Raw genomic sequence first — 25,543 nt, 5'->3', positions numbered from 1 at the left:
TCTTAAAACATGTTTTTCTTTCCTAAGATATATCCCCCGACAATGGTCAAAATCAAGGAGATCACCACAAGAACCGCAAAGCCATAAGGAGAATCCGCCATTGGAACCGGTACATTCATTCCCCAAAAACTGGCTATCATTGTCGGAATGGACATGACAATGGTAATCACGGCCAATACTTTCATCACAATATTCAGATTATTGGAAATAACAGAGGCATAGGCATCCATCGTCCCGCTTAAAATATTACTGTAGATATCCGCCATCTCAATTGCCTGTTTATTCTCAATGATAACGTCATCCAACAGCTCCTCATCCTCCGGATACTGTTTAATTTTCTCTATTTTCAATAACTTTTCTAAAACAAGTTCATTGGAGCGCAATGAAGTTGAAAAATATACCAAACTCTTTTCCAGCTCCAGCAGCTCAATTAATTCCTGATTCTTTGTGGAAATATGAAGCTGTTTTTCTACGGAATCACTCTTTTTATCAATGACTCTCAGATATTGAAGATAAAGAGAAGCATTGCGGTACAGAATCTGCAAAATAAACCGTGTCCTCTTAAATGTCCAAAAATTCCGGACCCTTCCATCGCGAAAATCTGTTAATACCGCCGTATCCATCAGGCAGACGGTAATAATCACCTTCTCTGTCAAAATAATACCGCACGGAATTGTGACAAAATATTCTTTTTCCTTGCGTTCCTCGGTTGTCGGGACATCCACAATAATTAAAGTATATCCCTCCTCTACCTCAATATGAGAGCGTTCTTCTTCATCCAGAGGAGCTCTCAAATCATCTATGTCAATCTTATATTCCATAGCAATTTGGGCAAGTTCTGCTGCTGTGGGGTGAATCAACGATATCCATGCACCTTCCATCGGTTCACTGATTTCATGGATCTGATGGTCCATCGTGCGATAATATTTAATCATTGTCCGCTCCTTTCCCATGGCACAACATGTCCCATAATATTGTGTCAAAACAGGAATCTGCCTTTTATGCCATCCCTGTCTCATCACTTTTGCTATTTTGAATTTTTATCCATTTGGTCTTACTTCATTATAAAGAACTCATTTTGCTTTGTCAATTAACACTACTGTACCAACCGGCAAGGTCAAATCCCTAATTGTTTTGTTAGATTTTGCCAAATTTTCTACCGTTGTTTTGTTAGATTTTGCTATACCAAGAACGGTATCTCCTTTTTTTACCACATATGGAACAAAAGCTCCCTGGATCACCGGAGTAAAACCAGGAATACACAATTCATCTCCCGGCTGAAGATTATACACATTTACAAAAGGATTATGTCGCATAATATCCTTTACCCGTATCCCATATTGCTTCGCAATCTGATATAGAGTATCCTTTTCTTTTACTACATAGACACTTCCTAAACATTTTCGTTCCGCCATTGTTCATTCCTCTGCTTTTTTATTAGACTATGCCCGCAGATTCAAATGTTTCCATTATTGTTTCCGTTTTTCTTAATTTTATACCCTCTTGGACACTGGTGAATTCACAGTACCGCAGACTTTCTTCCCCATATGAACATAACCGCATACAGAACATACAAATTTTTTCATATCCGCTCCCCTTTCAACAATAGTAATAGTTATTAATTATAATGTCACATTTGCAGAAGGATTATAATGTATTTGCGGTTTTATGCGAAAAACAGACCCTGCATTGAAATGTTTTATAGGTAATTTTTCCGTTAAAATAAAAAGATTCCATTTGCAATTATGTCCAGAATGTTTATAATAAATATAATGTTACGGTATTTTTGTAAAATACCATAATAGATAATTTGCAACCTTGAAAGAAAGCAGGTATACGAGAAGATGAAACGATTAGGAATTGATATCGGTTCAACAACAGTGAAAGTTGCTGTTATTGACGAACAACATAATATACTTTTCTCCGACTATCAAAGACATTTTGCAAAAATTCAGGAAACTCTGGCTTCCTTATTACAAAAAGCCAGGGATCAGATTGGAGAAACCATTTTTGCTCCAACCGTTACCGGCTCAGGCGGACTTTCTATCTCCTCTTATTTAGAGATTCCGTTTTGCCAGGAGGTCGTCTGCGTATCCACTGCCCTGCAGGACTACGCACCCCACACAGATGTCGCCATTGAACTTGGCGGTGAAGATGCAAAAATTATCTACTTTACCCACGGAATCGATCAGAGAATGAACGGTGTATGTGCCGGAGGAACTGGTTCGTTTATCGACCAGATGGCCTCCCTTCTCCAGACCGATGCCGCCGGTTTAAACGAATACGCCAAAAGCTATGACACCATTTACCCAATTGCCGCGCGCTGCGGCGTATTTGCAAAAACAGACATTCAGCCATTGATTAATGAGGGAGCTACCAAACCAAACCTTGCGGCTTCCATCTTTCAGGCTGTAGTCAACCAGACCATCAGCGGTCTTGCATGCGGAAAGCCAATCCGCGGAAATGTTGCCTTTCTGGGCGGTCCCCTTCACTTTCTGACAGAGCTTAAAAATGCGTTTATTCGCACGCTGAATTTGAAAGATGAGGAAATTATAGCCCCTGTCCACTCCCATTTATTTGCGGCTGTGGGAGCAGCTCTCAATGCCAGAGAGGAAATCTCAACAGATTTTGAACACCTCTTAAATCAATTTGAGAAAAAAATTCAGCTTCAGCAGGAAGTCGATCGTCTGGAGCCTCTGTTTGGCAGCGAGCAGGAATATAAAAATTTTGTCAAAGAACATAACCGCCACGTGGTCAAACGGGGGGATTTAGCTACATATCAGGGCAATTGTTATCTGGGAATTGACGCCGGTTCCACCACAACCAAAGTTGCTTTAGCCGGTGAAGGCGGAGAGCTTCTCTATAGTTATTATAATAACAATAACGGAAGTCCTCTTCACGCGGTAATTGAAGCGCTTCACGAAATCGATGCCAAAATGCCGGGCACTGCCCACATCGTATCTTCTTGTTCCACCGGATATGGGGAACATTTGATCAAAGCCGCCCTCAATCTGGATTTTGGCGAGGTGGAGACCATTGCACATTATTATGCGGCAGCCTTTTTTGATCCGGAGGTGGACTGTATTTTGGATATCGGCGGACAGGATATGAAGTGCATTCGCATTAAAAATGGCGTCGTAGATGATGTGCAGCTAAACGAAGCATGCTCTTCCGGCTGCGGTTCCTTTATTGAAACCTTTGCCAAATCTTTGAATCACTCTGTGGAGGAGTTTGCAAAAGTTGCCCTGACAGCAAAACATCCAATTGATCTTGGTTCCCGCTGTACAGTCTTTATGAACTCCAAGGTAAAGCAGGCACAAAAAGAGGGCGCAGGTGTCGGTGATATTTCCGCCGGCCTTGCTTACTCTGTCATCAAAAATGCTTTATATAAAGTCATTAAACTTACCGATGCATCTGACCTTGGAAAGCACATTGTCGTACAGGGCGGTACCTTTTATAACGATGCGGTCCTTCGCAGCTTTGAGCGCATCTCCGGATGTCATGCAGTCCGTCCCGATATTGCCGGGATTATGGGAGCATTTGGTTCAGCGCTGATTGCCAGAGAACGCTATGAAAAGGGGATGGAAACTTCGATGCTTCCTCTGGAAGAAATTTTTGCCATGAGCGTAGATACTTCCATGACACGATGCAAAGGATGTACCAACCATTGTCTTCTGACAATCAACAAATTTTCCAATGGACGCCGCTATATTACCGGAAATCGCTGCGAACGTGGAATTGGAAAAGAACCCAACGAAGAAAATATTCCAAATTTATATGATTATAAGCTTCACCGCACTTTTGATTATGAGCCGCTTCCCGAAAAGGAAGCTTCCCGCGGTGTCATCGGAATTCCGAGAGTGCTGAATATTTACGAAAATTACCCGTTCTGGCATACCTTTTTTACAGAACTGGGATTTCGGGTAATCGTTTCACCGGAATCTTCCCGCAAGATCTATGAACTCGGAATCGAATCTATTCCAAGCGAATCCGAGTGCTATCCGGCAAAGCTTGCGCACGGACATGTTATGTGGCTGATTCAGCAGGGGATCAAAGATATTTTTTATCCGTGCATCCCATATGAACGAAACGAAACAGAGGGCGCGAATAATCACTATAATTGCCCAATCGTCACCTCCTATGCGGAGAATATCAAAAATAATATGGAAGAACTTTCCACTGAAAACATTCATTTTATGAATCCATTCCTCGCATTGGATAATGAAGAAGCCTTAAAATCACGTTTATTTGAAGAATTGAAAGAATCTTATTCTCTTTCTTTGGAAGAAGTTGAGCGCGCAGTTACTTTAGCTTACGAGGAACTGGATCAAGTTCGCACGGATATTCAAAACAAGGGGGAGGAGGTTTTGGCATATCTTGCCGAAACCGGCAGAACTGGTATTGTTTTATGCGGACGCCCTTACCACATTGATCCCGAAATCCATCATGGCATTCCAGAATTAATTAATTCCTATGGCATTGCCGTTTTAACAGAAGACTCCATTTCCCATTTATCAAAAGTAGAACGTCCGTTAAATGTACAGGATCAATGGATGTATCATTCCAGATTATATGCCGCCGCAAACTATGCAAAATCAAATAAACAACTGGAGGTTATTCAGCTGAACTCCTTCGGCTGCGGTCTGGATGCAGTTACAACAGACACTGTTAAGGATATTCTAACAAAATCCGGTCGTATTTATACGGTCTTAAAAATTGATGAGGTTAACAATTTAGGTGCTGCCAGAATCCGAATCCGCTCTCTTATCAGTGCGGTTCGTGTCCGCAAAAAACACCGCATTGAGCCAAAACCGGTATCTGCTGCAATCAAACGTGTGGAATTTACCAAAGAGATGCGAAAAGATTATACTCTTCTTGTACCGCAAATGTCTCCGATTCATTTTGAATTCTTAGAGCCGGCTTTAAAGGCATGCGGATATAACGTAAAAGTTCTAAAACAGGGCGGCATGAATGATGTAAACACCGGTTTAAAATATGTAAACAACGATGCTTGTTATCCGTCTTTGATTGTCATCGGACAGCTTATGAACGCTTTATTATCCGGGAAGTATGATACTGACAAAATTGCCCTGGTTATCTCTCAGACCGGCGGCGGATGCCGGGCAACCAACTATATCAGCTTTATCCGCCGTGCTCTGGAAAAAGCAGGTTACGGACATATTCCTGTGGTAGGACTCAGCGCACAGGGAATCGAAAAAAACAGCGGATTTTCCTTTACCCCTGGACTGCTCAACCGTGCAGTTCAAGCCGTAATATACGGAGATGTTTTTATGAGAGTTGTCTACAAAACCAGACCTTACGAGGCAAAACCGGGCTCCGTTAATAAACTTCATCGGCAATGGGCTGCCAAGTGCCGTCGTGACGTTGCCAACGGTAATTTCTTTACCTTCCAGAAAAACATTCGGGGAATTATTCGGGACTTTGACCGGATTCCGTTAAAAAATATTAAAAAACCTCGTGTTGGAATTGTTGGAGAAATTCTTGTCAAATTCCTTCCCGATGCCAACAATCATCTGGTGGAATTGTTGGAACGTGAAGGCGCTGAAGCTGTTGTACCGGATTTGTTAGATTTCTTTATGTATAGTTTCTACAACAGCAACTTTAAGTATCGTTATCTTGGGAAATCCAAAAAATCTGCGATGATCAGCAATTCCGCAATTTGGATTGTAGAGCGTTATCGCCAGACATTGCGAAAAGAGCTTGCCAAAAGCCGGCGCTTCGAGCCGCCTGCATACATTAAAGATCTGGCAGCTTACGCCAAACCATTTGTTTCCATCGGAAACCAAACCGGTGAAGGATGGTTCCTGACCGGTGAAATGATTGAACTGATTCACAGCGGAGCTCCGAATATCGTTTGTACTCAACCTTTTGCCTGCCTGCCGAATCATGTGGTCGGAAAAGGCGTCATCAAAGAACTTCGTCAATCCTTCCCGGAGGCAAACATCGTTGCCATCGACTATGATCCGGGTGCCAGCGAAGTTAACCAGATCAACCGAATCAAACTAATGCTCTCCGCAGCAGAGAAAAACTTAAATTCTTAAGAGCTTTCCTATCGCAAAACACAGCAAAGCAGATCAAATTCCGCAATCATGCGGAACTTGATCTGCTTTTCACATCTTCACCCGGCGCCTTTTTTGCTTCCGTAAACGCCATGTTTTATTTTTCTGCTCGATTCAAAATATCATCCAGCAGCATTGCAGCATCCTTTACGCAATCCGAACAGGCTCTTAACATATTTCCTGTTTCAACGCCCTTTAGATCTTTACAAACCGTCGCTTGATTTTTTTCCTTAAAACGTTGAACCAGCTCTCTTGATTGCTGATATGTATTTGCCTTTGAGTTGGGCTTCTGTAAATTTCCGCTGCTGTTTTTGGCTCCCAAAACAGCCACAGCGCCTGTGATTGCCCCACAGGTCCCTTCCATTCCTCCCATTCCAAGTCCGTGACCTTCTGTCAGCTTAAACATCGTCTCCTCATCAATGCCCGCTTCCTGACAAAATGCACATGCCACTGCCTGTGCACAATTATAGCCTTTTTTATGATTTTCTTCTGCTTTTTTTGCTTTTGCATTCATTTCTTTGTCCTCCTTCGTCAGCTGCATCGAAACACACTTCCTCCTATTATCGTCGAACACTGAGTCCCCGCTTTGCCAGATAATCTTTCAGATCAGAGATTTTTAATTCATTAAAGTGAAACAAAGAGGCTGCCAATGCCGCATCTGCTTTTCCTTCCGTCAGGGTATCATAGAAATGTTCCTTTGTCCCTGCTCCTCCCGATGCAATGACCGGGATATCTACATTTTCCGCTATGATCCGCGTCAGCTCATTATCATATCCTGTTTTTGTCCCATCACAATCCATGCTTGTCAGTAAAATTTCTCCGGCGCCACGGCGCTCTGCCTCCATTGCCCATTCCACGGCATCCAGACCGACATCAATTCTTCCTCCGTTTTTATATACATTCCAGCCGGCTGCGTCGGTTCTTTTCTTAGCGTCAATTGCCACAACCACACATTGACTTCCAAATTTATCTGCAGCCTCATTAATAAGATTCGGCGTATTGATTGCAGAAGAATTAATCGAAATCTTATCCGCGCCTTCCCTTAGAATTGCTTTGAAGTCCTCCACTGTACGGATTCCGCCGCCTACCGTAAAAGGAATGAATACAGTCTCCGCAACCTTTCTTACCATATCAATCATAATGTTTCTTGCATCGGATGACGCTGTAATATCCAGAAATACCAATTCATCCGCGCCTGCCTGATCATAGGCTGCACCAACGGCAACCGGATCTCCGGCATCTATCAAATTTACAAAATTTACGCCCTTTACAACTCGTCCGCCTTTTACATCCAGACATGGAATAATTCTCTTTGTATGCATGTCCATCCCTCCCTATAATGAAATAAAATTTTGAAGTATTTGCAGTCCGACGGTACCGCTCTTTTCCGGATGGAATTGACAGGCAAATATATTTCCCTTCTCCACCGATGCATCAATATCTACTCCATACTGGGTGGTCGCCGCAACAATCCCCGGATCTTCTGCCTTCAAATAATAGGAATGTACAAAATAAACGTATGGATGCTCTGTCATTCCCTGAAACAGCCGAGAATCTTTCTTTGTCTTAAGACTATTCCAGCCCATATGAGGAATTTTCAGATCTCCGGTCTTTGGAATTCGCAGAATCTTCCCTTTTAAAAGCCCCAGACCGGAAACTCCCGGCGCCTCATCGCTTTCTTCAAACATCAATTGAAGCCCCAGGCAAATTCCCAGAAACGGAATCTCTTTCTCTGCCACTGTGTAAATCGTATCCTCCAGTCCGAAGCTTCGGATCTTTTCCATAGCATCTCCAAAAGCCCCGACTCCCGGAAGAATCACCTTATCACTTCCAAGGATTTCGTCACGATCTCTTGTGACTCTTGTTTCCTCTCCTAAAAAATGGAGCGCTTTTTCCACACTTTTTATATTTCCCGCATCATAATCAATAATTGCTATCAATGAAACGTCTCCTCTCTTCCTAATGTATGCCCAAAAATTCACGACTGTCCATCGGAATGGCAATTCCCTTCTTCTTCAGCTCCTTCCCAATTTGATAAAGAGAGTGATGTACTCTCACAAAGGATGCTTTCTCATTGTAGAATGCCATTTTCTCAAATGGCCACCGAAACAGGCTTGGTGTTTCAAACCCTTCTCCTAATTCTAATATAAAAAGCTTTTTATTTAAAGTATTTTGCAGCCATTTTGTATAATTCGCCCAGGAATTTAGATAGGCGCCCTCCAGATAAACTGATTTTGTTTCTTCTGTACGGACATTGAAAATCAGTCGCTCTCCACATTTGGGACACTCCAGGTGTTCAATCTCCCCGCATTCCTCATAGTGAGAAATCAAATCGTTTAATCCCAGATGAGCCGGATACAGCTGTTCCTCACACGGCTGACTGCATTGAAAAAAATCTCCGTTCCCGCAGGGCGCTGTTATATGATCTTTTTTCAACTTCGTATGATAGAGCAGTCCATCATCATTACTGGTCACAATAAAATATTCTGTTCCATCCAACACCTGCTCCAGTTCTCTGAACTGATCTGCCTCTCCCATAGAATACAAAAATTCCCTTTCATACACCGTACGCATCCAGACAGAATCTGCATCTTCTTTTCCAATCAGCGCCTGATATCCCGGATTCTTTATCTCCTTTCCAAAATCAATCAGTCTGTCGGCACAAAGCTCCCTCCCGATTCCTACCAATACCAAATCTGCTTCTTTTATCTGTGTCTTAAAATCTTTTATCATTTTTTCATCCTTTTCCTATGCCATTTCTACCTCGAAATAAAACTCCACTCCATGGTCTACATTTGCCACGCCATAGTCTCTGCCATGGGCTCTCATCGTCGCTTCTACAATGGATAAACCGATGCCGCTTCCGCCATACTCTCTCGTTCTTGCCTTATCAACCTTATAAAACTTCACCCACAATTTATCAATATCCTCCTGCGGAATATGTTTTCCTGTATTAAACACTTTGACCCGCAGATTTCCTCCATGCTGGCAGTAGCGGACTTCAATTCTGCCATTCTCACTGACATGATTGCGCGCATTGCTCAAATAATTGCTGACAACTTCTTCGATCATAAATTCGTCCGCCCAAACATGAACAGAAGGTTCCTCAAACAAAATTTCCACGCCTTCTTTTTCCAACAAGATTTTATTGGCATCCACCATGTTCTGAATCAGTTCCGTAATATCAAATCGTTCCATCTCCACCTGATTGCTGCCGAACTCAATCTGATTTAACGTTAAGAGTTTCTGCACCATCCGGTTCATCTTTTTCGCTTCATCTGTAATGACATCACAATAAAACTCTTTGCTTTCATCATCATCAAAAATATTATCCCGCAATCCCTCCGAATATCCCTGAATCAGAGCAATCGGCGTTTTCAATTCATGCGATACATGAGATAAAAATTCTTTTCGCATTTCATCAATCTGAACTTTTTGTTCAATATCCTTTTGCAGTTCATTATTTGCCGTTTTTAATTCCGATATGGTCTGTTCCAGTCTGGAAGATAATTCGTTGATGCTGTTCCCAAGTCTGCCCAGCTCATCTCTGCTGATATCATTCACCTTCACATCAAAATCTAAATTGGACATCTGTTTTGCCGCTTTCGCCATCTCTTCAATCGGTTTTGTAAAACGCTTGCTGTACAGATACATTGCCACAGCCCCGCCTGCAATTAAAATCAGCCCCACATATAATGTAAATTGTCCCGATAGCTTTGCACTGGTCTGAATACTCTCCATCGGAGTGCTGATAATTACCGTATACTGTCCATCCAGATACCCCATCAGATTAATGCTGGTTCCCATATTTTTATTGGTGTTAATCATCACCGCATATCCCCGGGCATTGATCTGATTGCTGATCTTATCAATATTATCCTTGAGAATATTCCAAAGACTCCGATACATCATGCTCTTTTCTCCCTCGGAACTATATACAATCTGCCCGGAAGGATCATTGATTAAAATTCTGTAATCGAAGTTTTTCGCCACCATGTCAATATCCGACTTGCGCACCGTATCCTTTTCAAAAATGCATTGTATTTTTTGGTAAGACTCCCGAATACTTTTCTTCTCTTTCATAATATAATAAGATTTCAGCATCGTAAAATTAATCAGCACAGAAAGAAGGATCACAGACGTCATAATGACAATCAGCATCAGTGTCATCTTTGTTTTGATAGATTGATTTTTCAAAAATTTCTTTTTCAATTCCCGTCAACCTCAAATTTATACCCCATACCCCAAATCGTATGAATATAGGACCCTTTCTCTCCCAGTTTACTTCTCAGCTTCTTTACATGAGTGTCAATGGTTCTTGCATCTCCAAAATAATCATAATTCCATACTTGATTCAAAATGCTCTCTCTGGTCAGTGCCTTCCCCTGATTGGACATAAAATATTGCAGCAGTTCAAATTCTTTGTAGCTTAAATTAATACTTTTGCCGCCAATCGAAACGTGATGACCTCCTACGTCCATCAGGATTCCTCCAGCCTCCATGGACTCACCTTCACTTTGTACGGTTCTGCGAAGAATCGCCTCCACTCTTGCCACAAGAATTTTAGGGCTGAACGGCTTTGAGACATATTCGTCTACGCCCAGTTCAAATCCCAGAAGTTCGTCCTGTTCCTGATCTTTTGCCGTCAACATAATGATCGGTACGGAAGAAATTTTGCGAATCTCCTTGACCACTTCCCATCCATCCATCTTCGGCATCATCACATCCAGAATCAGCAAATCAATTCCCTTCGTCGAAAAGAAAACATCCACTGCCTCCTCTCCGTCCGCAGCTTCCAACACCTGATATCCTGATCTCACTAAAAAGTCTTTTACCAGCTTTCTCATTCTGCTCTCGTCATCTACAACTAATATTTTCAAATCACTCATCGTGCGAATTCCTCCTGTTTTTTCTATTTTATCACAGGAATATGTAAGAAATGTGAAAAAGAACCTGGAAGACTCAAAAAATCTAACAGGTTCTTGCTTCTGCAATTTTTATTTTTCAGAGATGGATTTGACTTTTTCCAAACCAAATAAAATGACAATTCCTATCAGGAAAAAAATCGGATGGAACGTCTGAACACTCATCGCCGCCTTGGCATGTTCTAAAGTTGTCGGTCCCATGATAATAGCATACAAGGACCCGATCATCATCCCGATGATAAAATAAATCATCCGAGAACGATGCTGCTCCAAAGCCCTCCGAATGGTCTTAATGACAACTGCAATCCCAGCGAGCACGCCCAATCCAAAAATCACCACAACCGGAAGATAAGAAAAATTAAGATGGATGACTTCTTTTAATGCTGAGATAATCGGTACATAGAGTCCAAAAATCAAAAGCATCGTAGATCCTGAAATTCCAGGAAGAACCATCGCGGAAATCGCAATCATAGCAACCACAAAAATATACAGAACCAGAGTTAGATTTAAATGCTCTACGCTGATGTTCACTCCCTTTCCGGAAACCGGATTAAAGAAAGTAATTGCGGCAACTAAAACAACTCCAAGAACTGCCCACGGAATATTCTGATAATTCCCCTTCAAAGCATCTTTTTCTTCCTTCCAGATCATCGGAATCGCAAAAATAATAAGTCCCAGAAACAGGGAACTGATTTCATAAATCCTCTGATCAAAAATACTGGCAAGAACAGAAACTGCTGCTCCCATTCCAACAATCCAACCAACACCGATACGCAGTAAAAATTTAATTGCTTCAATTCGCTGGTCTTTTGTTCCTGACATCAAATGATCCAGAGATGTAATAAACCTATCATAAAATCCCAGCAAAAATGCAATTGTTCCCCCTGAAACACCCGGAACACTATCCGCCAATGCCATACAAAAACCTCGTATAAAATTCAGCATAGTACCTCTTCTCCTATTTTTTCGATTACACTGTCTGCAGCAAACAGAATTTATTGTAACATATCTCTTTCTTCCCGAAAAGATCGAAATAAAGAATCTGGTTTTCTTTTTTTGTACATCGAGGCTGCTTTCCCCTATTCATTTCCTGATTTCAGAATCGTTGCTCCGCCTGCTACAAAATCACCGTCATAAAATACAACAGCCTGTCCCGGTGTAATTGCTCTCTGAGGCTCTTCAAATACAACCTTGATCTGATCTTCCCCCGCCTTGTATACTCTGCACAAAACTTCCGGGCTATTGTAACGAATCTTTGCCCGAAGTCTCATTCCCTCATGAAATTCCGGCACAGACATACAATTCACCTGATTTCCGTATAAGACATTTGACAACAGCTGCTCTTTGCTGCCTACAACCACCTCGTTGGAAGACTCGTTGACGCCTATGACATAGCCCGGCGCCTTCAAAGACAATCCAAGCCCTCTGCGCTGCCCGACCGTATAATAGATAATTCCCTTATGTTTTCCCAAAATCTTTCCCTCAGGATCCACAAAATTTCCTGTAGGAATCTCCATTCCTGTCATTTTCTCAATAAACTGACCATAATCATGATCAATGAAGCAAATATCCTGACTGTCCGGTTTGTTCGCTACCAAAAGTCCCAGATCCTCTGCAATTTTTCGGATTTCGTCCTTGGAATACTGTCCAACCGGCATCAGCGTCCTGGATAATTGATTTTGTGTTAAATTATAGAGAGCATACGTCTGATCTTTTTTCAAGGTTTTTGATTTTTTCAGCGCGTAACGCCCTGTTTCCAGTTGCTCAATTTGTGAATAATGACCCGTGGCAATATAGTCTGCTCCGATATCCAGGCATCGTTTCAAAAGAGATTCCCATTTGATATATCGGTTGCATGCAATGCATGGATTGGGGGTTCTGGCATGTAAATATTCCTCACAAAAATAATCAATGACTTTTTCTTTAAATTCTTTGCGGAAGTTCATAACATAATGAGGAATTCCTAACGTCTGTGCCACATGCCGGGCATCCTCCACCGCTGACAGTCCGCAGCATCCTCCATTTTCTTCTTCCACTTCCCTCTCTTCTTCCTGCCAGATCTGCATCGTTACACCGATTACATCATAACCTTGCTCTTTCAGCAGGTAGGCTGCAACCGATGAATCCACTCCCCCTGACATACCAACCACGACTTTCTCTTTCACATTCTCCTCCTAATACTCTTCCTCTTCTTCCTCTTCGCCAATATCAGATTTAGGCTTTTCCAACCCTTCGATTATAATTCCCTTTTTCTCAGCATAATCCCACAGCGCCGCATGAATTGCCTCTTCTGCCAAAAGCGAACAATGCACTTTCACCGGAGGAAGCCCGTCTAAAGCCTCCAGCACCGCTTTATTGGTAACCTCCAGAGCTTCTTTTACCGTTTTTCCTTTCACCAGCTCTGTTGCCATACTGCTGGTTGCTACAGCTGCACCGCAGCCGAAGGTCTTAAATTTCACATCATTGATAACTCCATCCTCACTGATGTCCAGATAGATTCTCATAATATCTCCGCACTTTGCATTTCCAACGGTTCCAACACCGCTGGCATTTTCAATCTCTCCTACGTTTCTCGGATGCTCAAAATGGTCCATTACTTTTTCACTGTACATTGTGAATTCCTCCTAATTCTATCAATCTTCGTTCTTATCCTCGGCTCTTCTTTACGAAATCTTCGTAGAGAGGAGACATTGTTCTTAATTTCTCCACAATTTCTTTTATTTTTTCTATCACATAATCCATATCTTCCTTGGTTGTTTCTTCTCCCAGAGTCATGCGCAGTGAACCGTGGGCAATCTCATGAGGAAGCCCAATTGCAAGAAGAACATGGGACGGATCTAAAGAACCAGAGGTACATGCAGATCCGCTGGACGCACAGATTCCCGCCATATCCAGCATAATCAGCAGGGATTCTCCCTCAATAAACTGAAAGCTTATATTAATATTGTTGGGAAGTCTGTTCCTGGCATCTCCGTTTAATCGGCAATATGGAACTTCTGCAAGAATCCTCTCAATGGCATAATCCCGAACCTCAATTTCTTTTGCCGTACGCTCCTTCATTGTATCAAGAGCAATTTCCACCGCTTTTCCAAGGCCTACAATTCCAGTGACATTTTCTGTACCTGCACGACGCTTTCGCTCCTGCGCCCCGCCATGTACAAAAGAACGCAGCTTTAACCCCTTGCGGATATATAAAAATCCGATTCCCTTTGGTCCGTTTAGTTTATGCCCACTGGCGCTGAGCATATCAATATGATACTCATCGACATCAATCGGAAGCTGACCATACGCCTGCACTGCATCTGTATGAAAAATGATATCATGTTCTTTTGCAATCTCTCCGATTTCTTTAATCGGTTGAATGGTTCCGATTTCATTATTTGCAAACATCACAGAAATTAAAATTGTATCTGGACGAATTTCCGCTTTTAGCTGATCTAAATTTAAAATTCCTTTCTCATCGACATCAATGTAGGAAATCTCAAATCCTTTCTTTTCCAGATACTCACAAGTATGAAGAACCGCATGATGTTCAATTTTACTTGTAATAATATGTCGGCCCTTGTTTTCATAAGCCTCAGCCGCAGCTTTTAACGCCCAGTTATCGGATTCTGATCCGCCTGCCGTAAAATAAATATTAGGACGTTCGGTTCCAAGAGATTTTGCAATGACGTCTCTGGCTTCGTCTACAGCTTTTCGGTTTTCAAGAGCCGGCGTATACACACTGGATGGATTCCAGAAATTTTCTGTAAAATACGGAAGCATTGCTTCTACAACTTCCGGTCTTGCCGCCGTTGTGGCCGCATGATCTAAGTAAATTACTTTTCCCATAATTATAATTCCTGCCTTTCTGCTTCATGATATTTATTATGTATCTTTTTGGATTCTTCCATTAATTCTTTTAAGGTAATGGAATCAACAGTATTGCGAATGCTCTCATCAATTTTCTTCCAGACAGTTTTTGTTACACAAAATTTCTCCCCGCTGCAGGTTTTATTCTCACCTGTAAACGCTGCACAGTCTACCGGCGTCAAATCGCCTTCCAGCGCTCTTAAAATGTCTCCAACGGAAATGGTTTCCGGATCTGCTGCCAGAAGATATCCTCCCTGAGCTCCCCGAACACTTTGAATCATACCTGCCTTCTTCAATTTCGGTAAAAGCTGCTCTAAATATCTGATCGAGATTTTCTGACGTTTTGCAATGGAACTGATGGACACCGGTTTGTCTTCACTGTAAACAGCCAGATCCACCAAAGCCCTCAGTCCGTAACGTCCTTTTGTCGATAACTTCATTCTATCACCTCAATTCCGACTATTAAGCTCGGATTTATGTTCTTATCTTAACACTCCCCCTTTTTTCTGTCAACTAAATTTGTAATATCTCATTTTTTATTTTCATACAATAAAAAAAAGCACAACAGGTATTGTTTATGAAAAAGGCAAGCCCCTTTATTCAGGGAACTTTAATATTAACCGCTGCAAATCTATTTTCCCGTCTGATCGGCTTCTATAATAGAATATTTTTGGCAGGTCTCATTGGTGCACATCAAATGGGAGTTTATCAGTTAATTTTCCCAATTTATCTTCTGGGCTTTTCCTTCTGCTTTCAGGGATTTCAGTCTGCCCTTTCTAATATTATTGCTTCCAAAAAGGCACAGGGAGCTGAGGCAGATGCAAGAAAAATTTTAAAAATCGGAATTTGCTTTACCCTCATTCTATCTCTTTGTTTTTCCATGGCTGTTTTTTTCTTTGCCGATTACATTTGTCTGACATTCTTAAAGGACTCCGACTGCATTCCATGCCTTAAAATTGCCGTCTGCGCTCTTCCGTTTGTAGGAATCAAAGCCTGTATTCACAGTTATTCCCTTGGAATGGGCAATTCGGGACTTCCTGCCGTCTCTCTTTGCGTTGAACAAATTTCGAGAGTTCTCAGTATTTTTTTGATTTCCGTTACCTTTTTTCAAAATCTGCCCTCCGCAGCTATGATTGCGGTTCTGGGAATGGTTATCGGCGAAATCATCTCATTTTTCTTTACTTTGTTTTTCTACTTTTATCATCACACACAAACACAAACATCTGCCGCCGCTGCCCATTCTCTGCTGAAAGAACTTTTATCTCTGGGCATCCCGCTGACTTTAAATACACTCTCTGTCACGCTGCTTCAGAGCCTTGAGAACATTCTCATTCCCATGATGCTAACCCGCTTTTACGGAAATCAGCATCAGTCCATTGAAATTTACGGCATAATGACAGGAATGGCACTGCCCTTTCTTCTATTTCCGTCCACCATTACCGGCTCCTTGTCTGTGATGCTTCTCCCAAAGGTTTCTGCTGCAAAGGCATCCGGAAATTTGCACGCACTGCACCGTTCTTCAAAATATCCGATTCTTTTTTGTGTATTTCTCGGCATTGCAGGGTTCTTTTGTTTCTTTACGTTTGGTCCGTGGATCGGGACAACGGTTTTTCATAGTGTCCTTTGTGGAAATTATCTGCGCTCCCTGTCCTTCCTATGCCCGTTTTTATATCTCTCCGGAACGCTCTCCAGCATTTTAAACGGATTAGGAAAAACAAAAACCACTCTGCTTCACAATAGTATCTCACTCACGATACAAATTTTGTTTATCCTGTTTTTCATTCCGACAAAAGGAATGATCGGTTATATATGGGGACTGATGGCAAGCGCCATTTTTCTTGTCACAATGAATCTTCGCCATTTGAAAAAAAGCCTGGAACAGACAAAGTAAAAAACGTCTCTTTGCAGACGCACATCTCTAAAATATTTTAACAGATCATCGGAAGTGCCAAAAGGCAAATTCCGGGATTGTAAGCGGCCGTCAGGGTCTCGGGCAAGCCCGGACTTTGACTCATCGCTATCACAAAAAGACAGGAACGAGAAGTATTTGCCTTATCGTTCCTGTTTTAAAACGGATTGCTATCTGATTTTTAGAAACGTCTCGTAAAGATCCAAAGCTCCATATCCCCACTCTCGATTAGGATACACGCGATCCGGTTCTCTTCTTGCTCCTCGAATAAAATAATTCTTAATTCTTGTCGTATTAATTTCCGGATCATTTCCTTTTACACTTCCCCATTCCAGCATCAACGCTGACATTCCCGCAGCAATCGCTCCGGAAACACTGGTTCCTGTTTTTCTCCCATAACGATTTTTCGGAAGCGGTCCCAGCACCTCGACTCCCGGAGCAGCAAAATCAGGCTTTATGGTATTTCTTGGATACCCACGGCTGCTGTCAATAAAAATACTGTTATTATTGGAATTATAATTTGCCGCACACATCAGCAGATCCGTATTGCCCGGTGAAGTCAGCGTATTATAAGGAGTCGATTCCAGAAAAAAAGTATCTTCTGATAAAAAATTCGTAATCGGAAGCCACAAATCAAATTGGCGGTTCCCCATACCATCATCGCTAATATAAATATTCCAGATTCCCTCTGCCGGGTGGCGAAACCGCATCACGACAACCGGCGCCCCTGCTGAAGTATCCACAGTAAAATAATCAACGACAAGGTTTGTTTGTTCCAGAAGAAACGAAACTTCTCTTTGTCCTCGGATTCCTCCTGCAATCCGCCCGGTTTTCTGCCCGGAAGGCGACTCAATATCCACATAATACCGATTTGGCGGAAGTCCCCAAAGTTCCAGTGTAAATCCATACTCCGATCCTCCGACTTTTACTTCCGCTTTTGCTGTTCCATCGGAAATTTCTCCGGCATAGTGATGTCTTGCCTGCCCCTCGTTTCCCCCGCTCGTCACAACGGCTGCCCCCTTCAAAGGCGCAATCATAGAAAGATACTGCTCCAGCGGTCCGGTTCCAAGATGCGATCCCTGACTGGTTCCCACTCCAAAGAATAGAACCAACGGTTTCTGGAGTCGTTCGGCTGTCTGCGTAATATAGCGAATTGCAAGGAGCAGATCAGTCTCTGCGTATGCCTCACTCTCCGGAGCCATACAGTAATATTCTTTCAGATATGCCTTTGCCTCCCGAAGTTTCACCACAATAAGCTCTGCACCGGGTGCAATTCCCGAAAAACCTGCACTCAAATCCTCATTCCCCGCAATCATTCCCGATAAAAAAGTTCCATGCCCGGAGCGATCTGTTGTAGGTACTTTCTCCAGAGGACTGGGAGAATTTAACGCCTCCTCAATCTCTTCTTTTGTGTATTCTGTACCGTAATCAAAAGGTGCATTTTCCTGACCGGTTTCTGCCGTCTGATCCCAAATGGAATAAATTTTTGTAGAGCCGTCTGCATAAAGAAACGCAGGATGCTGATAATCAATTCCCGTATCGGCAATTCCAACCAGAACTCCATTTCCGTACAAATCTAAATTCGCTCTTCTCACTTGTGCCACTCCGATATCTTCCATAACAGATTCATCCATCAGCCCAAAGCATCTGGGGATAGAATTATACTGGTATCGCTCGCTCCGAAACTGTTCCTGACCGTTTTTCGGCACGTAGGCAATCGCAAATCTTGAGTTGATCGGCATAACACATTCCGTCCGAAATTCTTCTTTTACATACTCAATCAGACCGCTGTAATCCGCAATAAACTCAAAAAACTCATCTCCCCGGGCAGCATTCTTACAATCCATTGACAAACCTCAGATTTTTTTACAATATATGCCCGTCCTGAAATTTTTATGTCTGCTAGATCCGCTCCGTCAACAACCCTTTTTGATATGCCCAAAGAAGCTGTTCTAAATCAGAAATTTTTTCTTTTAACTCTTTCCCGTTATCGGTATCCTCCACACGTTTCCTGCGCGTCACTTTATTGATCACAATTGTATCTGAATGGATATCTGTCTCCTCTCGAATTGCCGTGTCTCTGGATACAAAGGGTTCATGGGCAGCCAGTTTCAATCCATAGGAATTTGAAACCAGTGTGTACCCCGCAATCCCTGTTGTCTTTTGATATGCCTTGGAAAATCCTCCGTCAATAACAAATAATTTGCCGCCGCACTTTATCGGGCTTTCTCCCTTTTTCACTGCAACCGGCATATGCCCATTGACAATCTTTCCTGTATTGGGGTCCAAGCCAAATTCCTCTAAAATCTGATTGATCACTTTTTCATTTTCATACCATTGATAATAATAATCCTTTTTCTCTTTCTTAATATCTGCATCTTCCAAAAAGTATCTCTCAAACGTTGCCATTTTTGCTTTTCCGTACACCGGTGAGTTTTCATTGGACCATATAAACCACATAATATCCTGTCCGTACCGGCGGGCTTCTCGGTCCTTTTCCTCATAATATCCCTGCCGCGCAAGATGTTCTAAAACATCATATAGTGTTTTCCCTGAATATTTTTGCCCCTGAATTTCAACTTCCCGAAAGCTCCCATCTTCATTTAACGGCACACACCCATGATATAACAGCATATCATTAAAAACCTTATAAAGACTTCCTTTTGCAAATAAAAATCTTACATGCTCCTGCAAATATGCACAATATTTAAAAGCCGTCACCAGATGTTCCATTACGTATTCTTCTTCTTTCGTCAGCTGATAAGGATCTTTCGGATCAATGGTCGGGAAATTGGTATCTTTCAGTTCATATTCTTGTCCGTCGATTACAATGGTTCCTTTTTCATAATTAATTTTATCCAAAAGCAACCTTTGATCCATTTTAAAATCAGGTCTGCGCATAATCAACTGTCCCTCCAGCTTAAATTGTATCACCGCAATGGCTTTATGCATTTTTTTATTTAATTCCTCTTCTCTCATATTGCGGTCATCCACCTCTCCGGACATATGAAAAAGACTGCATTCATCGTCTTTATAACACTCCAGAGCGAATCTTGCCAGCGGAATCAAATTAATTCCATATCCGTTTTCCAGGACATCCATATTATTATATCTGGCGCAAATACGCACCACATTGCAAATGCATGCCCGATGCCCGGATGCCGCACCCATCCACAAAATATCATGATTTCCCCATTGGATGTCCACATTGGCAGACCGCATAATACAATCCATAATTCGATGCGGTCCCGGACCTCTGTCATAAATATCTCCGATTACATGCAGATAATCTACCGACAAATCCTGAATCAAATGTGCCATTGCCGCAATAAATTGGCGTACTCTTCCGGTTGTAATAATTGTCTCCAAAATCTGTTCCACATACTTTTTTTTATCGGCAGTCCGATGCTCTACCATCAGCTCCTCCATAACATATGCAAATTCCGGCGGCATCGCTTTGCGAACCTTTGATCTGGTATATTTGCTTCCCACGGCTCTTGCCACATGAACCAGACGAATCATTGTATCATGCTGCCAGGTCAGCAAAACATTTCTCGGCAGTTTCTCTTCCATTAAATCCATTTTCTGCTCTGGATAGTATATCACAGATGCAAGATTTTTCTTTTGTTCTTTTGTCAGCCGGTTTCCAAACTCGTCCTCAATCTTGCTTCGGATTGCCCCGGAGCCATTTCTGATAATATGACTGAATTTTTCATATTCTCCGTGAACGTCTGAAATATAGTGCTCCGTCCCCTTCGGCAGGTGCAAAATTGCCTGAAGATTAATGATTTCCGTTGAAGCAGAAGCTACATTCGGATATCTCACCGCAAGTTCCCTTAGATATTTCATCTGATCCATCTGGTAAAACCCTCCCTGTTCAAAATTTGTTCACTGTATTGTAATATTATAGCATTATTTTTAAGACTTTCACAAAAACTTTCTTTTATATTTCTTAAGATATGGCTATCTGCACAAATCCAGAAGCATCTTATGGTATAATAAGGTACCTGCGCAGATCACAGGCGTACATACAATAAGGAGGAGATTTTCATGAAACACAAAAGAATTCTTGCAGCCGTTTTGCTTACTGCAGCTGCTTTTTCAGGCTCGGCATGCATGAAAAAACAAATCAAGGAAACACCGAAGGAACTTCACTGGGAATTCAAAAAAAACGACCGCAGCTGGGAAGACAAATTATCCAAATCAAAACTTCAAATTGTCAGTTCCTATGGCGACACTCAGGCATTTCACCCCAAAGTCCTGCATTTTCCCAAGCCATGGAACGGATACCGTTACTGGATGGCATATACGCCCTACCCGGGTGCAGACCAGAAAAGAGAAAACCCTCATATTCAGGTATCCAACGACAAGATCACATGGAAACCGGTCTCAAAAACAGATCAGCCTCTGGATCCTATCGTTCCATTTGAGTACCCGGACAAGCAGTATAATTCCGATACCCATCTGGTCTACCGAAAAGATTTAGATGTCCTGGAATGTTACTGGCGTCAGGTCGATAATATAAAGCGCATTGACCGTATTTTTAAGCGCACGACCACAGACGGGGTGCACTGGAGCGACCGCCAGCTTGTCTTGGAATCTGACGCGCGCATTGACGGAATCCTGAGTCCCTCCATTCTATATGAAGATGGGAAATACAAAATGTGGACCGTCAATTATTTCGGGGAATATCCAATTCTTTACCGCGAAAGTACCGACGGATTTCACTGGAGCGCACCAAAAGAGATTTATCTTAAATATCCGTCAGACAAATTGCGCAGCTGGCATCTGGATGTGATTCATACAAAAAAGGGATATGAAATCCTTGTGGTCGCTTTTTACCACGGTCATCGACACCGGGATATGAACCTTTATTATACCTCATCAAAAGATAATGAAAACTATTCCGAATGTATTACAGTCCTAAAGCCATCCCGCACAAAAAACGCATGGGATAATCGCGGAATTTACCGCAGCAGCTTTTTCATAGAAGATCATACTTACTATGTCTATTACAGCGGAATCGGTTATCCTGCGGGGCCGAAAAGTTCACAGGGGGTCGGGCTGACTCTGGGACCATCCATCCAACAGCTCAAAGGATATGACAAATAAATCATAACCGAGTACCGTCTGTACAGCAAAAAAGTACCGAAACATTACAATCTGTATCATGTTTCGGTACTTTTTTGTTATTGATCCCGAAGATGAATCTGAGGGCTTCCATGTCCTTCAATATAATCTTTGGTAATGGTCACACTTCCGATGGTATCGTCCTTTGGAATCTCATACATAATATCCAGCATAAATTTTTCAATAATTGCACGAAGCGCTCTTGCACCGGTTTTCTTTTCCAAGGCTTTTTCAGCAATTGCCTCCAACGCCCCCTCATCAAATTCCAGTTTTACTTCATCCAATTCCAAAAGCTTCTGATACTGCTTTAAAATCGCATTTTTCGGTTCCTTTAAAATCTGCACTAACATCTCTTTTGACAGTCCTTCTAAGGTAAAAATCATCGGCAGACGTCCGATAAATTCCGGAATCATTCCATACTCCCTCAAATCTTCATTTGTTACATTGGATAAGAGATTCTCTTCCTTATCAAATCGATCTTTTAAGTCTGCCCCAAACCCAATGGAAGTCTTTTTCATCATGCGTTTTTTGATAATCCCTTCCAGATTCGGAAACGCTCCGCCGCAGATAAAAAGAATATTTTTTGTATTCATTGTGGTAAGGGGTACCATGGCGTTTTTACTGGTTGCGCCCACAGGAACTTCCACCTCGGCTCCCTCCAGCAATTTCAGCAGCCCCTGCTGTACAGATTCTCCACTGACATCCCGGCTGTTTGTATTTTGCTTCTTTGCAATCTTATCAATCTCATCAATGAAAATAATTCCGTGTTCCGCCTGATCCACATCATTATCCGCCGCCTGCAAAAGCTTGGACAGAACGCTCTCCACATCGTCTCCAATGTATCCGGCTTCCGTAAGAGATGTCGCATCTGTAATCGCCAATGGCACCTTTAATAATCTTGCCAAAGTCTTCACAAGATATGTTTTTCCACTTCCGGTCGGACCAATCATCAGCATGTTGGATTTATCAATTTCAATTTCATCCATTGTATTTGTGACGACTCTTTTATAATGATTATAAACGGCAACAGACATCACCTTTTTGGCATAGTCCTGCCCTATCACATATTCATCCAACATCGCCTTGATTTTATGCGGAGCCGGAAGATCCTTCAGCTCAAGCTTTGGCATTTCTTCTTTTTCCTTTTTCTTTTTTTTGACTTCCTGCTGTGGTTGTCTCATCTGCATATCATTCATAATCTTTTGAATGTCAAGGTTGTCAAGATCCATATTTCTTGCATCAATAAAACTAAACTGTCCCTGTCCCATTGTGTTTAATGTCCTTTGCATACAATCTGTGCAAATATAAATATGATTTGGAAGCGACAGCATCTTGCCGGTCTGAGATTCCGGACGGCGGCACAGATAACAATAATGCTCTACCTCTTTTGAATCTTCTTCCTGTTTTACTTCTTCGATTTCATTTTGATTTTTTTCTTCTGACATATACATCGTCCCCCATTTCTTATGTTGTTAAACAGAGTACTTCTCTTATGATTCCGGTTCCTTTTATCATATCCTCTTTTGTCATTCTCGTAAAGCCCAAAATATATTGCTCTCTTTCCGGGCATTTCTCAATCCAATAGCGAGATAACGGATAAATCCTGACGCCTCGTTTCTGAAGATCCTGTTCAAACTTCCGGCAATTTTTTACCGGAAATTCTGTAATCACATGGACGCCTGCTCCCTGTCCCGATACTTTCACCTGATCCCCCATCTTATGCAGACAGGACAGCAAAAGATCATGCTTTTCCTTATAAATGCTTCGCATTCGGTTCAAATGCCGTTCGAAATGTCCTTCTGTCAAAAATAAAGTCAAAACTCTTTGATCAATTCTGGAAACTGCACAGGAAAACGCTTTTCCAACCTTCTGATATGCCGGCATAAGCTTTTGCGGCAGCACCATGTAACTAACACGGATTGCAGGCGCAATTGCCCTGGAGAATGTTCCCATATAAATAATTTTTTCACTTTGCGCAATTCCCTGAAGCGCCGGGATGGGCTTTCCCACATAGCGAAATTCGCTGTCGTAATCATCTTCCAGAATATAGCGATCTTTTTTTTGTGCCGCCCAGCGTATTAACTGGCTGCGTCTTCCGATTGGCATAACAACTCCCGTTGGATATTGGTGTGCCGGCGTCACATAGGCCAGTTCTGCCTGAGATTGCTCCAGTTCTTCCACTAAGAGCCCTGACGAATCCATAGAAATCGGACAAATCTCAAAGCCCAATTCCCTTAGCATTCCATGGGCATGAATATAAACCGGATTTTCGATTCCCACCGTTTTTTTTCTCCCAAAAATCTGACGGAGCAAAAACAACAAATTTTCCATCCCTGCGCCGACAACAATCTGCCCCGCCGTTACATGAACCCCCCGGGACTGTCTCAAGTAATACATAATCGCTCTGCGCAGTTCAAAGTCTCCCTGAAAATGACCTTTTTGAAATAATTCACTGTTGTCATCAATCATAATATCCTTTAACAGTTTTCTCCAAATATGATATGGAAACTGTGACATGTCCGCTCCTGACGGTGAAAAATCATATGGAACGGTTTCAGTCTCCGGCTCTTTTTCTTCCTGCAAAACCTCCGGCGGAATGTTGAAATCCGCCAGCTCTTCCATCGGACAGACAAAAAAACCGCGTTTGGGCTCTGCTTTCACATATCCCTCTGCCGCAAGCTGACTATACGCCGTATCCACGGTATTGCGGCTGACTTCCAAATGTCTGGCAAGTCTCCTCGCCGAAGGAAGTTTGGCTCCAAACGGCAGCGCCCCTGTTCTGATTTCTTCTCTGACCGCCATATAAATCTGCTCGTAGAGAGGAGACTTTTTTTCAAAATCCAGTGGAATTAACAGCATACTGCCACCTACCTACTTTGCATTTGAAATCGTAATCTTTTGAATAACAATATCTTTTACCGGCTGACTTTCTTCTCCGGTTCCATTATCCTTGGTCTTAGATGCCGCAATCCGGTCCAGCACATCATAACCATCAATCATCTGTCCAAATACCGTATAACTTCCATTCAAAGAAGGATATCCTCCCTGATCTAAAAACAGCTGCTTCTGCTTTTCTGTAAATTCCATGGTCCCTTCTTCCATGACTTCCTTTGCCGTATCAGCTTTCGCCTGAACAATAAAAAACTGACTTCCATTACTTCCGTCTGTTCCACTGTTCGCCATGCATAAAGCTCCTCTCAGAGGAAGCAGCTGATCCGAAATTTCATTTTCAAAAGTTTCTCCCCAAATACTCTCTCCTCCGGTTCCCGTACCGGTAGGATCACCGCTTTGAATCATAAAATCATTCATCACACGATGAAACTTTTGTCCGTTAAAATATCCGCTGTCTGCCAGCGTCACAAAATTCTTGACTGCCAGAGGCGCCTGTTTTAAGAAAAACTTAAATTTCAGTTCTCCATAGCCTTTGACTTTCATGACCGCGATCGTTTCTCCTTTTTGCGCATCTGCCAGCTGGTCTGTCTTTTTTGCCGCTGTAATTTGAGGTACCTTATATTTTGACAACACCTTTTTTTCCTTCTCTGTCGTCGCAGTTTCTTTTTTTGACTCACTGCTTTTTCCGATCCCGCATCCTGCAAAAATTGCCGCCGAAAGAAGCAGACATCCCATCACAATGACTTTCTTCATAA

At 42.2% G+C, this 25,543-nt stretch carries 21 protein-coding genes; 3 read left to right on the top strand and 18 right to left on the bottom strand.

The genetic code is table 11. From position 1 onward, the window contains the following. Positions 1-2: 2 nt before the first annotated feature. Positions 3-935 (bottom strand): magnesium transporter CorA family protein, encoded by a 933-nt coding sequence (locus AC27EF_RS03050; protein ID WP_487108766.1) that lies wholly within the window; start codon positions 933-935, stop codon positions 3-5. A gap of 138 nt (positions 936-1,073) precedes the next feature. Beyond that, positions 1,074-1,415 carry a LysM peptidoglycan-binding domain-containing protein gene (locus tag AC27EF_RS03045; RefSeq protein ID WP_487108765.1) on the bottom strand — a complete coding sequence of 114 codons (342 nt, stop codon included), beginning with the start codon at positions 1,413-1,415 and terminating at the stop codon, positions 1,074-1,076. A 429-nt stretch (positions 1,416-1,844) separates the two neighbouring features. Here AC27EF_RS03045 and AC27EF_RS03040 point away from each other — a divergent pair, with 429 nt between their 5' ends. Continuing rightward, the gene (locus AC27EF_RS03040; RefSeq protein ID WP_487108763.1) at positions 1,845-6,062 is read left to right on the top strand and encodes an acyl-CoA dehydratase activase-related protein; all 4,218 of its coding nucleotides are present in this window, start codon (positions 1,845-1,847) and stop codon (positions 6,060-6,062) included. A gap of 115 nt (positions 6,063-6,177) precedes the next feature. Here AC27EF_RS03040 and AC27EF_RS03035 read toward each other — a convergent pair whose 3' ends face one another. From AC27EF_RS03035 to AC27EF_RS02985, 11 genes are all read right to left on the bottom strand, one after another. Continuing rightward, positions 6,178-6,621, bottom strand: a complete 444-nt coding sequence (locus AC27EF_RS03035) for a C-GCAxxG-C-C family protein (RefSeq protein WP_487108762.1) — start codon at positions 6,619-6,621, stop codon at positions 6,178-6,180. Between the two features lie 19 nt (positions 6,622-6,640). After that, positions 6,641-7,402: an imidazole glycerol phosphate synthase subunit HisF gene (gene hisF, locus AC27EF_RS03030; RefSeq protein ID WP_487108761.1), complete on the bottom strand. Its 762-nt coding sequence runs from the start codon at positions 7,400-7,402 to the stop codon at positions 6,641-6,643. A 12-nt stretch (positions 7,403-7,414) separates the two neighbouring features. After that, positions 7,415-8,020: an imidazole glycerol phosphate synthase subunit HisH gene (hisH, locus tag AC27EF_RS03025; protein WP_487108760.1), complete on the bottom strand. Its 606-nt coding sequence runs from the start codon at positions 8,018-8,020 to the stop codon at positions 7,415-7,417. A gap of 19 nt (positions 8,021-8,039) precedes the next feature. Further along, complete coding sequence (locus AC27EF_RS03020) at positions 8,040-8,813, bottom strand: SIR2 family NAD-dependent protein deacylase (protein WP_487108758.1); 774 nt, start codon at positions 8,811-8,813, stop codon at positions 8,040-8,042. A 15-nt stretch (positions 8,814-8,828) separates the two neighbouring features. Further along, on the bottom strand, positions 8,829-10,292 hold the full coding sequence (locus AC27EF_RS03015; RefSeq protein ID WP_487108756.1) for a sensor histidine kinase: 1,464 nt from the start codon (positions 10,290-10,292) through the stop codon (positions 8,829-8,831). Further along, entirely contained in the window at positions 10,289-10,969 is a 681-nt protein-coding gene (locus tag AC27EF_RS03010; protein WP_487108755.1) for a response regulator transcription factor, read from the bottom strand. The genes AC27EF_RS03015 and AC27EF_RS03010 overlap by 4 nt, the downstream gene beginning before the upstream one ends. A 108-nt stretch (positions 10,970-11,077) precedes the next feature. Further along, the gene (locus tag AC27EF_RS03005) at positions 11,078-11,950 is read right to left on the bottom strand and encodes a DUF368 domain-containing protein (protein WP_487108754.1); all 873 of its coding nucleotides are present in this window, start codon (positions 11,948-11,950) and stop codon (positions 11,078-11,080) included. Between the two features lie 134 nt (positions 11,951-12,084). Continuing rightward, entirely contained in the window at positions 12,085-13,170 is a 1,086-nt protein-coding gene (gene mnmA / locus AC27EF_RS03000) for a tRNA 2-thiouridine(34) synthase MnmA (RefSeq protein WP_487108753.1), read from the bottom strand. 9 nt (positions 13,171-13,179) lie between these two features. Then, complete coding sequence (nifU, locus tag AC27EF_RS02995) at positions 13,180-13,617, bottom strand: Fe-S cluster assembly scaffold protein NifU (RefSeq protein ID WP_487108752.1); 438 nt, start codon at positions 13,615-13,617, stop codon at positions 13,180-13,182. A gap of 34 nt (positions 13,618-13,651) precedes the next feature. After that, complete coding sequence (gene nifS, locus AC27EF_RS02990; protein WP_487108750.1) at positions 13,652-14,836, bottom strand: cysteine desulfurase NifS; 1,185 nt, start codon at positions 14,834-14,836, stop codon at positions 13,652-13,654. Between the two features lie 2 nt (positions 14,837-14,838). After that, positions 14,839-15,297 (bottom strand): RrF2 family transcriptional regulator, encoded by a 459-nt coding sequence (locus AC27EF_RS02985; RefSeq protein ID WP_487108749.1) that lies wholly within the window; start codon positions 15,295-15,297, stop codon positions 14,839-14,841. A gap of 137 nt (positions 15,298-15,434) precedes the next feature. Between AC27EF_RS02985 and AC27EF_RS02980 the strand changes: the two genes are divergently transcribed. After that, entirely contained in the window at positions 15,435-16,748 is a 1,314-nt protein-coding gene (locus AC27EF_RS02980) for an oligosaccharide flippase family protein (RefSeq protein WP_487108748.1), read from the top strand. Between the two features lie 188 nt (positions 16,749-16,936). On the opposite strand, the gene AC27EF_RS02975 is transcribed toward AC27EF_RS02980, so the two are convergent. Then, positions 16,937-18,613 carry a S8 family peptidase gene (locus AC27EF_RS02975; protein WP_487108746.1) on the bottom strand — a complete coding sequence of 559 codons (1,677 nt, stop codon included), beginning with the start codon at positions 18,611-18,613 and terminating at the stop codon, positions 16,937-16,939. A gap of 55 nt (positions 18,614-18,668) precedes the next feature. Further along, complete coding sequence (locus AC27EF_RS02970) at positions 18,669-20,624, bottom strand: fructose-1,6-bisphosphatase (protein ID WP_487108745.1); 1,956 nt, start codon at positions 20,622-20,624, stop codon at positions 18,669-18,671. A gap of 192 nt (positions 20,625-20,816) precedes the next feature. Here AC27EF_RS02970 and AC27EF_RS02965 point away from each other — a divergent pair, with 192 nt between their 5' ends. Next, entirely contained in the window at positions 20,817-21,878 is a 1,062-nt protein-coding gene (locus tag AC27EF_RS02965) for a hypothetical protein (RefSeq protein ID WP_487108744.1), read from the top strand. A gap of 77 nt (positions 21,879-21,955) precedes the next feature. On the opposite strand, the gene clpX is transcribed toward AC27EF_RS02965, so the two are convergent. The 3 genes from clpX to AC27EF_RS02950 are packed head-to-tail and all read right to left on the bottom strand — an operon-like array spanning position 21,956 to position 25,541. Further along, on the bottom strand, positions 21,956-23,341 hold the full coding sequence (gene clpX, locus AC27EF_RS02960) for an ATP-dependent Clp protease ATP-binding subunit ClpX (RefSeq protein WP_487108742.1): 1,386 nt from the start codon (positions 23,339-23,341) through the stop codon (positions 21,956-21,958). A 19-nt stretch (positions 23,342-23,360) separates the two neighbouring features. Continuing rightward, complete coding sequence (gene pdxR / locus AC27EF_RS02955; RefSeq protein WP_487108741.1) at positions 23,361-24,755, bottom strand: MocR-like pyridoxine biosynthesis transcription factor PdxR; 1,395 nt, start codon at positions 24,753-24,755, stop codon at positions 23,361-23,363. Between the two features lie 12 nt (positions 24,756-24,767). Further along, positions 24,768-25,541 (bottom strand): peptidylprolyl isomerase, encoded by a 774-nt coding sequence (locus AC27EF_RS02950; RefSeq protein WP_487108739.1) that lies wholly within the window; start codon positions 25,539-25,541, stop codon positions 24,768-24,770. Positions 25,542-25,543: the final 2 nt, after the last annotated feature.

It is taken from the genome of Anaerostipes stercorihominis, from assembly GCF_057535655.1.
The sequence above is the reverse complement of the archived record's forward strand: the minus strand, read 5'-3'. Positions and strand labels throughout refer to the sequence as shown.